The organism is Frankia sp. AiPs1 (assembly GCF_023716945.1).
In the GTDB taxonomy this organism is placed as follows: domain Bacteria; phylum Actinomycetota; class Actinomycetes; order Frankiales; family Frankiaceae; genus Frankia.
The window spans coordinates 18,636-32,030 of sequence record NZ_JAMQQF010000023.1 but is presented as its reverse complement, the minus strand read 5'-3'; the positions used below and the strand labels follow the sequence as shown (position 1 = coordinate 32,030).

Genomic DNA, 13,395 nt, shown 5'->3' with positions numbered 1-13,395 from the left:
GGCGCGCGACGTGCTGCGGCTGGTCCGCCGCGGCGACGACAGCGCGCAGGCCGTGCGGGCGGCCGGTGGCGTCGCCGGCGCCGAGATCGGACGCACCCGGTCCGCCCCGCTGATTCTGGTGATGTTGCAGGGTGCCGTCCGGGATCGGCGCCGGGTCCTGCTCGGGTACGTCGACCAGCAGGGCACGCCCAGTGACCGGATCGTGCGGCCGACCGCGGTGGACGGCGGCTGGCTGACCGCCTGGGACGAACTCAGCGCCGGCCCGCGCCGCTTCGCCCTGCACCGGGTGACCGGGGTCGCCGACATCGACGAGGTGTTCGGTGGCGGTGGCGCCGCGGCGCGGGCCGACTGGACGGTGGCCACGCCGGATGCGGCCGACCCGCCCTGAGCCGTGGGCTGCGACGGGACGGGGTCGCGAACCTGTCGGTGGGCGCCTGTACCGTCGAAGTGCGTCGCCAGCACGGCGGCGTGCCCACCGGGACCTGCCCGGGCGGGCCGATGCCGTACGGCGGACCGGGAGGACGGTGAGGGTGGCGGACGGCCCGTTGATCGTTCAGTCGGACAAGACCCTGCTCCTGGAAGTCGATCATCCCGGCGCGGCGGAGGCCAGGGCGGCCATCGCCCCGTTCGCCGAGCTGGAGCGGTCTCCGGAGCACGTGCACACCTACCGGGTCACTCCGCTGGCCCTGTGGAACGCCCGCGCTGCCGGGCACGATGCCGAGCAGGTGGTGGACGCGCTCGTCCGCCACTCCCGCTACGCGGTCCCGCACGCGCTGCTCGTCGACGTCGCCGACACCATGGATCGCTACGGCCGGTTGCGGCTGGAGAACGATCCGGCTCAGGGCCTGGTGCTGCGGGCGCTCGACCGGGCGGTGCTCGTCGAGGTCGCGCGGGCGAAGAAGATCGCGCCGATGCTGGGCACGCGCCTCGACGACGACACGATCGCCGTGCACCCGTCCGAGCGCGGCCGGCTCAAGCAGGCGCTGCTCAAGCTCGGCTGGCCCGCGGAGGACCTGGCCGGCTATGTCGACGGCGAGAAGCACCAGATCGAGCTTCGGCAGGACGGCTGGGAGCTGCGCGAGTACCAGAAGGGCGCGGTCGCGGGCTTCTGGGAGGGCGGCTCGGGGGTCGTCGTGCTGCCCTCGGGCGCGGGCAAGACCATCGTGGGGGCCGCGGCGATGGCCCAGGCCGGCGCGACCACGCTGATCTTGGTCACGAACACGGTCGCCGGGCGGCAGTGGCGGCACGAGCTGCTGCGTCGCACCTCGCTGACCGAGGACGAGATCGGCGAGTATTCCGGCGAGCGCAAGGAGATCCGCCCGGTCACCATCGCGACCTACCAGGTGATGACGGCGCGGCGCAAGGGCGAGTACCTGCACCTGGACCTGTTCGGCGCCCGCGACTGGGGGCTGATCGTGTACGACGAGGTGCACCTGCTACCCGCGCCGGTCTTCCGGATGACCGCCGACATCCAGTCCCGCCGCCGGCTCGGCCTGACGGCGACCCTGGTCCGCGAGGACGGTCGGGAGGGGGACGTCTTCTCGCTCATCGGGCCGAAGCGGTACGACGCGCCGTGGCGCGAGATCGAGGCGCAGGGCTGGATCGCTCCCGCGCAGTGCACCGAGGTGCGGGTCACCCTGACCGACGAGGAGCGGATGACCTACGCCGTCGCCGAGCCGGAGGAGCGCTACCGGATGTGCGCCACGGCCCACAGCAAGCGGGCGGTGGTGGAGCGGCTCGTCCGCCGGCACTCCGACGACCGGGTGTTGGTGATCGGCGCTTACCTCGATCAGCTGGACGAGCTCGGCGAGCTGTTGGACGCCCCGGTCATCCAGGGTTCGACCCGCAACCGGGAACGCGAGCGGCTGTTCGAGGCGTTCCGCACCGGCGAGATCACCACGCTGGTCGTCTCCAAGGTCGCGAACGTCTCCATCGACCTGCCGGAGGCCGGGGTGGCGGTGCAGGTCTCGGGCACCTTCGGCTCTCGGCAGGAGGAGGCGCAGCGCCTCGGGCGGGTGCTGCGGCCCAAGGCGGACGGCCGAGCGGCCCACTTCTACACCGTGGTCGCCCGCGACACCCTCGACCAGGAGTACGCGGCTCACCGCCAGCGCTTCCTCGCCGAGCAGGGCTACGCCTACACGATCGTCGACGCCGACGACATCCCCGACTCACGTGACAGAGGCGATCGCGGCGACCTCGCGGGCCAGCACGGCGCCGCCGGTCAGCACGGTGCCGTGGATCCACACGGTGCCGTGGATCCGCGCAGTGCCGCGGATCCGGACGGTGGCGCGGATCCGGACGATCTGGCGGATCCGGATGACATCGCCGACGGCGCCGGCGGGCGGGACTAACCAGTCTGGCCCGCCGTGCGCCGGCCTGCGCCCTGCCTGCGGCGGTGCTGCGGGGCGCCGAACTCGTCGGGTCGCCGCTTACTCGGCGTCGGGCGGGTCGATCAGTTCGGCGGGCCGGACGGTGACCGGGAACGGTCGTGTCGCGTTGAACTCACCGTCCGGGCCAGCCGCGTTGGCGGTCAGGTACACGCCGCCGACCAGCTCGAACGCCTCCAGCGTCGCCGTATCCGGATCGATCAGCCAGCATGCCGGGACCCCGCGCTCCCGGTAGAGGTCGAGCTTCAGCGTGCGGTCGTAGCGGCGGGTGCTCGCATCCGCGACCTCGACGACCAGGTAAGGCGTCTCCCGCAGCCGGCGGCCCACCACCTCGGCGCTCGCGGCGACGACGATGTCCGGCACGAGCAGGGATCGCGCCGACAGCTCCACCCCGACGCCGGCGGGGAGCACGTGGGCGCCGGAGGTCGCAGCCTGCGTCAGCAAGCGGGTCAGCCGGCTGGTCACCCGGGCGCGCAGCGGCGTCGGCCACGGGCGCACGAGGCACAGCCCGTCGAGCAGCTCCAGCCGGGCATCACCGTACCCGCCGGCATCCAGATCCTCGACCGTGACCGGAGGCGCGGGCACGGTTACGGACGGACGGTGGGAGCGGGGCTGCGCGGGTGCCTGGACCACAGTGCCCATGGTGCCCCGCTGGGGCGGTCCTGTCGAAAGCTCGGCTGCGTTAATTGTCCGTGTCGTGCAAATAGTCGAGTCCTAACCGCCCCCGCCGCGAATTGTTGAAAAGAAGTGACATAAAGCTCTTGTCTGCTCCAATATCCCGATGGTAACTTGATCGCCGTTGCCGGTGGTCGAGGACCTTTCTTGGCGCAAGGTCGTCTTTGGGAGCACCTCCCGGCGCTCGCTCCGTCCCGAGTGGCGTCGCTCCCAGGCCGACGAGCCCGCCTCCGCGGAACCTCCCGTCCGCGGAGGCGGGCCTTCCCCCGTGAATCGCCTTCGGCGATTCACGGGGACCCCTGGGCCCAGGGCGCCGTTCGGGGTTTCCGTCAGATCGCCTTCGGCGATCTTCCTGGGGAAGCTGGCGAGGGCCTTCAGCGATCTTCCTGAGCGGTCAAAACCCGATGAAGGGCCGGATATGTCGGCTTTGCCGGGGCGATGTGGATGCAGCCGTCTGTGATGCACGCTTTCGGCGTGACCTACGACTCTGATATTAATCACCCCGATAAAGGGGTATCGCGGCATTGACGCGGCAGCGGACCGGCTGCAGCCTGGAGCGGTCGCGTGGTGCGCTGGCCCCGGTCCGGGCGGAAGGTAGCGCAGGGTTTGGCGTCGTGGGCCAGGGTGGCCGGGCCGCGGACGGTCGGCGCGCGAACGCGAACCGGGCGGCGGGTGAGACGGCGAAAGGCGGCCCCGTGAGCCGGAGCCGCCTTCGTCGTGACGGTGGTGCTGCCCAGCGCGTGCGCTGGGTGGTGCGGGGGGAGCTGGACTAGAAGTCCATCTCGCCGCCGCCGCCGGGGACGGCCGGGGCCGGGTTCTTCTCCGGCTTGTCGGCGATGACGGCCTCGGTGGTGAGGAAGAGGCCGGCGATGGAGGCGGCGTTCTGGAGGGCGGAGCGGGTGACCTTGGCGGGGTCGATGATGCCGGTGGCGATGAGGTCGACGTACTCGCCGGTGGCGGCGTTGAGGCCGTGGCCGGTGGGCAGGTTGCGGACCTTGTCGACGACGACGCCGCCCTCGAGACCGCTGTTGAACGCGATCTGCTTGATGGGTGCTTCGAGCGCGAGGCGGACGATGTTCGCGCCGGTGGCCTCGTCGCCGGAGAGGTCGAGCTTCTCGAAGGCGGTGATCGAGGCTTGGAGCAGCGCGACGCCACCCCCGGCGACGATGCCTTCCTCGACGGCGGCCTTCGCGTTGGACACCGCGTCTTCGATGCGGTGCTTCTTCTCCTTCAGCTCGACCTCGGTGGCCGCGCCGACCTTGATGACCGCGACGCCGCCGGCGAGCTTGGCGAGGCGTTCCTGGAGCTTCTCGCGGTCGTAGTCGGAGTCGGACTTCTCGATCTCGTTGCGGATCTGGCTGACCCGGCCGGCGATCTGGTCGGGGTCGCCGGAGCCTTCGACGACGGTGGTCTCGTCCTTGGTGACGACGATCTTCCGGGCGCGGCCGAGGAGGTCGAGGGTGGTGCTTTCGAGCTTGAGGCCGACGTCTTCGGAGATGACCTGGCCGCCGGTGAGGATGGCGATGTCACCGAGGATGGCCTTGCGGCGGTCGCCGAAGCCGGGGGCCTTGACCGCGACGCTCTTGAACGTGCCGCGGATCTTGTTGACGACGAGGGTGGCCAGCGCTTCGCCTTCGACGTCCTCGGAGAGGATGACCAGTGGCTTGCTGGTCTGCATGACCTTCTCGAGCAGGGGGAGGAGGTCCTTCACCGCGGCGATCTTGCTGTTGACGATGAGGATGTAGGGGTCGTCGAGGACGGCTTCCTGGCGGTCGGCGTCGGTGACGAAGTAGGGGGAGATGTAGCCCTTGTCGAAGCGCATGCCCTCGGTGAGCTCGAGTTCGAGGCCGAAGGTGTTGCTTTCCTCGACGGTGACGACACCTTCCTTGCCGACCTTGTCCAACGCCTCGGCGATGAGGCCGCCGATGGCGGAGTCGCCGGCGGAGATCGAGGCGGTGGAGGCGATCTGCTCCTTGGTCTCGACTTCCTTGGCCTGCTTGGAGAGCTCTTCGCTGACGCGTTCGACGGCGACCTCGATGCCCTTCTTCAGGCCGAGGGGGTTCGCGCCGGCGGCCACGTTGCGCAGGCCTTCACGGACCAGGGCCTGGGCCAGGATCGTGGCGGTGGTGGTGCCGTCGCCCGCGACGTCGTTGGTCTTCTTCGCGACTTCCTTGACGAGCTCCGCACCGATCTTCTCGTACGGGTCCTCGAGCTCGATTTCCTTCGCGATGCTCACACCGTCGTTGGTGATCGTGGGGACGCCCCACTTCTTCTCCAGAACGACGTTGCGACCCTTCGGGCCGAGCGTGACCTTGACCGCATCGGCCAACTGGTTCATGCCGCGCTCCAGGCCGCGCCGAGCCTCCTCATTGAAGGCGATCATCTTTGCCATGCGTGATGGTCCTCTCAGGGGGGCAAGCCTGCGCGGAGAGGTACCAGTCATCGATGGGGTGCCCGACACCGCGGACGGTGCTCCGTTTATGCAGGCACCCGTCGCACCGAGGATTGGCACTCGACCTCGCTGAGTGCCAGCCACTGTATAGCCCGCGGAACCTCCGAAAACGAGGTCACCACCACGTCGGAGCCGTCTGCGCCGTCCTCCCACCCGGAAGTGGGACCCCGTTTTCGCGCTGGGGGCATCAGGTCGGTTTTGATGCGATGCCCTCGTAAGCGAAGCCGAGTTGGGCCGTCCCGCGCATTGGATGGGTGTTGGCCGAGGCCAGGGTCAGTCCGGACTGCTGGACCAGGTCGTCGATCCGGCGGTTGAGGTGGCAGCCGCCGGCGATCCTGCTCCAGGTGGGGGTGAGCCGGTCCTGCCAGCGGGCGATGGTGGGGCGGGGTGAGCGGCCGTGCTCGGTGAAGTGCAGGGTGCCGCCGGGCCGCAGGACGCGATGGATTTCGCGCAGTGCCCGTTCGGGGTCGGGGATGGTGCACAGCGTCCAGGTGGTGAGGACGTGGTCGACCGATGCCTCCGGCAGGTCCAGCGCCTGACCGTCGTCGCCGATGAACTCGACCGTGACGGGTGCGGCGGCGATGCGGGGTGCGGCGAGGGTGCGTCCGACGGCGGCGGGTTCGACCGCGAGCAGGCGGGTGACTTCCGCTGGCAGGTGCGCCGTGTTGCGTCCCGACCCGAAGCCGATCTCGAGGACCTCGCCGGACAGGCCGGCCGTGACGCGCGCCCTGGCCTGCTCCATCGGCCGGCCGAGGGCGAGATCGACGATGCGGGGCAGCACCTGGTCGTCATAGAAGCCCATCACGACTCCTTATCGGGGGCTTGGGCGGTACCTGCGGAAGGCAAGGCCGCGTCCGGCGTGTCGGCGGGGCTCAGCGTGAAGCTCCTCGATCGGGCGGTGGCGGTGGCCCTGCCGATGGCGATGGCCCTGGCGAGGGCGATGGCGGATGTGGGGGTTCGTACAGGTCGAGCAGGGCGCGGGTGTAGGCGGCGGCAGCGAGGCTGGCGTAGTTGTGCCAGACGTCGTTCTTCGCCTGGTCGGCGTAGTCGCATGTGCCCCGTACGACGAGATGGCCGACCTGACGCAGCCAGGCGCCGTCGGCAACGCCGGAACCCTCCATCTCCACCGCCAGGATCCGGTGCGCGTCGCGCAGCCGATCCCGGATCGCCGGGTCGCGAAGGAGAATGTTCGCACTGCCGATGCGACCGTGGTGGATCATCGGTAGGCCGCGTCGCCGTGACCGCTGGCTCGGATGCGACCGCCGGGCACCGGTGACCGGGTCGAGCAGGATGTCCGACCCGGCTGGCGGACGGCGGAACTGCTTGTATCCAGCGGACGTGGCGAGATAGTCCTCCCACGGACGGTAGTCACGAAATTCGTCGGCCGCGAGCCGTCGCACGCGCGACAGCAGGTACGCAGCCGGCGTGTGCGGTGGTTCCCTGAGGACCGGCTCGGCATCGCCGACCAGTTTCACGTTGTCGTACTGGACGACGCCCTCGGTAGCGACGACGACGTCACCGAGGCGTACGTGGTGGTCCGGCCGGTCCGGCGACGGGATCGCTGCCGCGATACCCAACATGATCACGTCGCGGACGGTCGGGAAACCCGCGAGCAGGGCCGAGCACATCGCCGCGGCCACGTTGTTGCCCGGCCGGGTGAGCTGCGAGACGACCACCGGGAGTAGTCCCCGCGGGGTGCGCAGGTCCGAGCGCAGGTACAGATTGGGGTCGTCGGGCAGCACGAGGTCCGTCCCGGTGTCCAGGAACAGCCGCACCGCCGCGAACTCCTCGGGCAGCGCGGTGATCAGCCCGACGACCGGCGCGCTCCGTCCCGGCTCGCCGTCCGCACGCATGCGATCACCGTAGCGTTCGGTGATGATTGCCGGGCGAGATGGCGTGACGTCCACAGAGGGACTCGCCACGAGCGGCGCGACGGCCGCCGCCCGGTCGAGCACCGCACGCAGGTCGGCGCGTTCGTCCTCGACCCGTCCGGCGAACCAGCGGCACAGTTCGACGTCGGCGGCGAACGGTCCTACCGCGGGGAGTGGAACCGCCGAGGCGGTCAGGTCGTGTGTCATCGCCGTGCCGAGACGCCGCACCGTGCGCTGCATGTCCGCCAGCCGCGATGCCGCAGTCGCGGCCAGCGCACGGTCCCGGCCGAACCGGCGCGGCAGCGTGGCGTCCCGAACGGACGCGCCGACCTGGACGGACGGACCCTCCCGGCCGGGAGGGACGTCATGGCCGGGTGGGATGTCGCTGCCGAGAGGGATGTCGCTGCCGAAAGGGGTGCCGCGGCCGGTCAGGACGGGCTGCGCGGCGAGAAGGTCGTCCACGATCTCGTCCAGTCGTCGGCGCAGGGCGCCGGTCGGGCGGCCGCCGTCGAAAACGTGAAGCTGGTAGCGCAGCATGGCCGCGCGGGCGAAGTAGCGGGCCAGCGGCGGCAGCGTGCCGTCGCCGCGGGCCCAGAGGGCGTGATCGACCGCAAGCTCCTGCTCGGGCGGGACGACCAGCACCAGGTTGCGACAGGCCCGGACGTCGTCCGAGCAGGACGTCTCCCACAGGCGCGCCCCCGGCGCGACGGTGCCCCAGCGCCGCGACCAGCCGGCCTCGGCACCCGGGAGGGGCAGCGACGCGAGGTCCCGGCCACCGTCGCGGTCGAGCGCCACGCGAATCCGGGTCTCCCCGATGATGGCCGGCGACACGGCGACTCCCGCGGACCGCACGGCGTCCCAGTCACGCTCGAGCTTGGACCAGGCGGCGCCGACCGCCGCCCATCGATTCCTGGCGACCCCGACCCCGACCCCGACTGTGGCTGCGGCGCCTCCGACCCCGACCCCGGCCGCGGGCCCAGGGCTCGGATGGTCGGTGTCCGGCGGGCACCGCATCACCCGTACACAGGCCAGCTCGCCGTCGGTGTGCAGTACCGCCTGCCACAGCCCCGGCCCGGGGCGGCGGGCGGCGGCCGCAAGGCGCATCGCGCCGTTGCCGTCGGGCGGGTCCACCGGCGGGTCGAGGGACTGCGGTAGACCGGCGATCGGCGCGATCGGTTCCGGGAGGTCCAGGCCGGTACGGATGATGGTCCACAGGCTCCGCAGCCGTTCCCAGGCTGCGGCCGGCGACGGGTGGTCGACCGCCACGACCAGCCCGGTCAGCAGCGCCGGCAGGAACGGGTCGGCCAGCCTCGCCTCGTCCCGACGACGGGCGGAGCGCGACCGGGCGTGGTCGACCGTACCACCCTGCGCGAGCAGCGGGGCCAGATCTCGTACCGCGTCCTCGTCCTCCGCGGCGAACCTGGTCGGCCGGCCCTGAGGGCACGCGACGGCGGGTGGCTCGGCCGGCTCGTCGACCGGCGGCTGGTCTCCACCCATGTGACGTCCTCCCCGACGGCGTCGCGCCACGGCACGACCCCATGATGCTTCCGCCGGTAGCGGTGTTGGCACGGTTCGTCGAGGTCGAGCGTTGGAATCCCTGTCGGGACGATCAGGAAGGGGGGCCAGCCGTGACGGAGCCCTCAGGCACGTTCGAAGCACTGCGGAAGGACGGCGCGGCAGCGGTGCACCGGGCTCTGGGCCTGGAACTGTCCGCGGCCGGCTGGTCCGAGGTCGATGCCCTGGTCAAGGAACTCGCCGTGGCGTTCGACGCACGGGACGTCCACGTCATGGCCGAGGCGATTCTCGATCTCGACGGGCTGCGCGGGCCCAGCCAGCAGGAGGGCGGCGCGACGTCGACCCCGCCGCCCGACACCCGCACCGAGTCGATGAAGCTCGTCCACCGACTGGTGCCACCAGACAAAGCGAACAGAGCTAGCAAGGCGGGCAAAGCGGACGAGCCCCGAGCAGGAAGCGGGACCTAGCAACCTTCCGTAACGGCCCGGCCTGGCCGCACAGTGATCGGGTGGCCTCACCAACGGAACCCCGTACATCCGAGCCCGAGCCGAGGGACCTGGAGCGGGCTCGGCGGCTTGCCGCGCAGGCCGAGCGGCTGTCCGACGAGGCGCAATCCATCGAATCGCTGGACGGTCTGAGCCAGGTCGTCGACCTGCTGGAACAGGCCGAGGCATTGATCCGGCCCGATCACCCGCTGGGTGTGCGGGTCCGGCGGAACCTGGGCGCCGCCCGGCTGAATCGATTCGTCCGGTCCGGTGCCGTGGGGGACCTGGACGGCGCGGTGGCCGCCCTCACGGCCGATCCCGACGGCGGCGATCCCGACGGCGGCGATCCCGAAGGCGGTGATCCCGAGAGCGGTGATCCCGAAAGCGGTGACGCCGGTCATGCCGCTGATGGCGATGACGGCAACCTCGCCGCGCTGGCGAATCTCGCGATGGCCTGGCGACTGCGGTTTGAACTCGTCGGTGACGAGGCGGACCTCGGCCGGGCCGTCACGCTGGCGCTGCGGGCGGCGCGGGCAACCGCGGTGGACGACCCGGACCGCGCTGGCCGGCTGTCGAACGCGGCGACAGCGTTCCTGGCCCGATTCGAGCACGCCGGCGCCGATGAGGATCTTGCCGCAGCCGTCAACCTGGGTCGGGCGGCGGTCGCCGACGCGGCGGCCCGGGCAGCCCACCGCGGCGAACTGGCGGAACCGGCCGACCTCGCCGGCTACCGGTCGAACGTGGGCCATGCGTTGCTGCTGCGCTTCGACCGTCACGGCGAGCTGTCCGATCTGGACGAGGCGATCTCCCTGGACCGCGAAGCGCTGGCCGCGCTGCCCGCCGACCATCCGGTGACCGCCGGTCGCCAAGCGAACCTGGCGCTGGTGCTGATGACCCGGTTCGAGCACCAGGGGGCACCAGCCGATCTGGCGGAGGCCGTCAGCGCTGCCCGGGCCGCCGTGGCCGCGACGCCCGCGGACCACCGCGAACTCGCCGGTCGCCGGTGCAACCTGTCGATCGTCCTGCTCACCCGGTTCGAGCGAACGGGCGACCTGGCGGACCTGGCGGAGGCGATCGACGCCGCCGCCGGGGCGGTCGACGCGGTCGACCGGCGAACGCCGGAACGCGCCAGGTTCCTCGGCAACCTCGCGGTGCTGTACCACTCGAGGTGTGAGGCAACCGGCAGCATCGCCGATCACGACGCCGCGGTCACCGCGGCCCAGGAGGCTGTCGACGGCACCCGTCCGGGTGCGCCGGAGCATGCCGGCCGGCTGTCGAACCTCGGATTCCTGCTGCGGAGCCGGTTCGAGGCGACCGGCCGGCTGGCCGACCTGGAGCAGGCCGTCGATGCCTGTCGCGACGCCGTGGCCGGCAGCGCGTCGAACCATCCGCTGCTCGCGGGTCGGCTGATGAACCTGTGCACCACGCTGATGACGCGGCACGCGCATGCCGGCCGCTCCGACGACGCCACCGACGCGGTCACGGCGGGACGACGCGCCCTGGAGCTGCTGCCGCCCGGGCATCCGGCGCGGGCCGGATACCTGACCAACCTCAGCCTCGCCCACGGCCACCGGTTCGAGCTGCACGACGAGCGCGCCGACGCGGACGCGGCGATCGAGTTCGCGGCCGAGGCGGTGCACATCACCCCGGCGGGCGACCCCGACCGCGCGATGTACTGGTCGAACCTCGCCGGTGCCCTGCACACCCGGTTCGAGGCCGCCGGGGACCCGAGGGACCTCCGCACCGCGGTCCTCGCCGCCCGGGAGGCCGTCCGCCGCACCCCGCTGCACTCGGCGCACGGTCCCGGCTACCGGGCCAATCTGGCCGCGTACCTGCGCGGCCAGTTCGACGCCGATCGGGATGACGCCGCCCGTGACGATGCCGCCCGTGACGATGCCGATCAGGTGGATGCTGATCGGGAGGGGGGCCTGCCCATCCTTGACGAGGCGGTTCGGGTCGGGCATGAGGCGCTCGAGGCGAGCGCAGTCGACCATCCGGCTCGGGCGGGGTACCTCACCAATCTGGCCGTCGCCTACTGGCGGCGCCACGAGATCGGCGGTGATCCTCAGGACGCCGAGCAGGCGGTGACGGCCTGGCGGGCGGCTGCGGACACGTCGACCGCGCCGTCGTCGACGCGGATCACCGCGGCCTGGACCTGGGCCGTTTCGGTCACCTCCCGCGCCCCGGACGCCGGCACCGAGGGCTACGCGGCCGCTGTCGATCTGCTCCCCCTGGCCGCCTGGCACGGCCTCGACCGGGTCGACGTCGAGCGGGTCCTCGCCGACTACTCGGGGCTGCCCAGCGACGCGGCGGCCGTCTGGCTGTCGGCGGATGAGGAACCGGCCCGCGCCGTGGAACTGTTGGAGGCGGGCCGGGGGGTGATCTGGGGACGTCTGATCGACAGCCAGCACAGCCTGCTCGACCTGGCCGCGGTGGATCCGGCGCTGGTCCGCCGGATGCGGGAGGTCCGGTTGCTGCTGGACGCAACCGCGCCGCAGGACCTACCCGTGCCACCGGTCCTGCTCGAGGATGAGGACCTCCTCGTTGACGAGGAGACTCCCGCCGACGAGGAGACTCCCGCGGACGTGCTTGTCGACGAGGACGGCTGACGCCCCGGGCAGGACGACGGCCGCGCCGTCACGTTCCGGTGTGCGTGAACGGCGTCCACACGCTCAGGTTGTAGGGGTAGGCGCGACGAAGCTCAGCGATGGCAGCGTCGAGGGCGGCGGCGGACCGGTGTGGCTCGAAGACTCCGCTCGCCATCAGCTCGTCGTACACCAGCGTCGACACCCTCGCGGCGACCAGGTCGTACACCGACCACAGCGAGGCGAGGACATGCCGGTACCCGGTGTGCTGCAGTGCGGCAGCCAGGCTGATCGTCTCGTCGGGCAGGTTGACGCCGCCGGTCGCGGTCCGGCAAGCCGCCAGGAAGGCGAACTCGCGGGTCGTGTGGGAGGCGCCGATGTCCGCGATGCGCAGCATCCGGTCGTGCAGCACCAGCCCTCCGCTCGACGGGTCACCAAGCTGCTGGTCGCCGTGGCAGCTGAAGTGCGCCCAGCGGTGCCGCGGCAACGCCGTCTCGACGGCGGCGCGGGTCGCGGCGTCGCCCTCGAGCAGGGTGTGCTGCTCACCCGGGAAATGGCGTTGCAGGACGTCCCGTTCGGACTCGGCGTACGGCAGCGACGGCCGCCCCTGGGCCGACGGTAGCGAGACGATCAGCATCCGCGGGTCGGCGGGCGGCTGGCTGGCCGACGCGGACGGCGGGCCGGCGTCGGTCTCGGCCGCGGTCGCCCGCAGCAGCGCCCGCAGCGTGGGCGTGTACGACGAGACGACCCGGTCCGCAACCGTCAGGCCCGCACCCGCCCTGTCGCCGGCGGAGGCGGAGGTGCCCGGACCGGTGCCCACCGGGTCGTCGTAATGGCCGGCGGCGTGCAGCGGAAGCAACGTCAGCAGCCCGGTGGGACACCACCACAGGCGCGGACGGTTGTCGCGGTCAGGTGGTCCGTCGAGCAGGCCGAGCCGATGCAGCACGGGCTGCGCCAGCACGTCCCAGAGCCAGCCGGTGAGCCCGTGCAGGTCGGCGTCCAACGCCCGCCGTGCCCGCCGAGCGGCGGAACCGACCGACGGCACCGCGGAACCGACCGCGTCGGGCGGGACCGGCGGGCCCAGCCCGACGACGTCCGCGACGGTTCCGCCGCGCTGCGCGGCTGCCGCCGTGACCTCGAACTCCCGCCGAAGGAACAGATGCCGGCGAACCCGTTCCACCACGTCCGCTGCGTTCAGCCTGACCAACTGCACCCGCTCCACCCCGTCGGTGGTGACGATCAGCGCATCGCATCGCCATCGGCTCACGTTGACGTACACGACCGGCCCGCCGGCCGCGGCCGGCAGCAGCGTCGACGTCCGTGGCGTGCGCAGAAAATCCGCGAATCCGGGCAGGCGACGGGCCTGCTCGACCAGGTCGTCCCACTCCCGGGCAAGCGCCATCCGGCGGTCCACCGCCCGATCGA

The 13,395-nt window shown here is 71.8% G+C and carries 8 protein-coding genes and 1 pseudogene; 4 read left to right on the top strand and 5 right to left on the bottom strand.

What is annotated here, in order from left to right; all coding sequences use genetic code 11:
• Positions 1-388, top strand: a pseudogene (locus ND748_RS05020) (WYL domain-containing protein); the annotation flags it as partial.
• A 142-nt stretch (positions 389-530) separates the two neighbouring features.
• A complete protein-coding gene (locus ND748_RS05015; protein WP_251744406.1) occupies positions 531-2,351 on the top strand; it encodes a DNA repair helicase XPB in 1,821 nt (606 codons plus the stop codon).
• A gap of 78 nt (positions 2,352-2,429) precedes the next feature.
• Here the strand turns inward: ND748_RS05015 and ND748_RS05010 are convergent, their stop codons facing one another.
• The 4 genes from ND748_RS05010 to ND748_RS04995 form a co-directional block, all read right to left on the bottom strand.
• Positions 2,430-3,029 (bottom strand): Uma2 family endonuclease, encoded by a 600-nt coding sequence (locus ND748_RS05010; protein ID WP_251744404.1) that lies wholly within the window; start codon positions 3,027-3,029, stop codon positions 2,430-2,432.
• Between the two features lie 802 nt (positions 3,030-3,831).
• The gene (groL, locus tag ND748_RS05005) at positions 3,832-5,454 is read right to left on the bottom strand and encodes a chaperonin GroEL (protein ID WP_251744402.1); all 1,623 of its coding nucleotides are present in this window, start codon (positions 5,452-5,454) and stop codon (positions 3,832-3,834) included.
• A 247-nt stretch (positions 5,455-5,701) separates the two neighbouring features.
• A complete protein-coding gene (locus ND748_RS05000; RefSeq protein ID WP_251744400.1) occupies positions 5,702-6,316 on the bottom strand; it encodes a class I SAM-dependent methyltransferase in 615 nt (204 codons plus the stop codon).
• A 70-nt stretch (positions 6,317-6,386) separates the two neighbouring features.
• Positions 6,387-8,882: a CATRA conflict system CASPASE/TPR repeat-associated protein gene (locus ND748_RS04995; protein ID WP_251744398.1), complete on the bottom strand. Its 2,496-nt coding sequence runs from the start codon at positions 8,880-8,882 to the stop codon at positions 6,387-6,389.
• Between the two features lie 131 nt (positions 8,883-9,013).
• On the opposite strand from ND748_RS04995, the gene ND748_RS04990 reads away from it, so the two are divergent.
• Positions 9,014-9,367: a CATRA system-associated protein gene (locus tag ND748_RS04990; RefSeq protein WP_251744396.1), complete on the top strand. Its 354-nt coding sequence runs from the start codon at positions 9,014-9,016 to the stop codon at positions 9,365-9,367.
• Between the two features lie 41 nt (positions 9,368-9,408).
• A complete protein-coding gene (locus tag ND748_RS04985; protein ID WP_251744395.1) occupies positions 9,409-11,994 on the top strand; it encodes a tetratricopeptide repeat protein in 2,586 nt (861 codons plus the stop codon).
• A gap of 28 nt (positions 11,995-12,022) precedes the next feature.
• Here ND748_RS04985 and ND748_RS04980 read toward each other — a convergent pair whose 3' ends face one another.
• Complete coding sequence (locus tag ND748_RS04980) at positions 12,023-13,372, bottom strand: CHAT domain-containing protein (protein ID WP_251744394.1); 1,350 nt, start codon at positions 13,370-13,372, stop codon at positions 12,023-12,025.
• Positions 13,373-13,395: the final 23 nt, after the last annotated feature.

Bases quoted from the DNA above. Each gene is read 5' to 3' on its own strand.
- ND748_RS05010 (WP_251744404.1), bottom strand. From the start codon at position 3,029: ATGGGCACTGTGGTCCAGGCACCCGCGCAGCCCCGCTCCCACCGTCCG.
- groL (WP_251744402.1), bottom strand. From the start codon at position 5,454: ATGGCAAAGATGATCGCCTTCAATGAGGAGGCTCGGCGCGGCCTGGAG.
- ND748_RS05000 (WP_251744400.1), bottom strand. From the start codon at position 6,316: ATGGGCTTCTATGACGACCAGGTGCTGCCCCGCATCGTCGATCTCGCC.
- ND748_RS04995 (WP_251744398.1), bottom strand. From the start codon at position 8,882: ATGGGTGGAGACCAGCCGCCGGTCGACGAGCCGGCCGAGCCACCCGCC.
- ND748_RS04980 (WP_251744394.1), bottom strand. From the start codon at position 13,372: ATGGCGCTTGCCCGGGAGTGGGACGACCTGGTCGAGCAGGCCCGTCGC.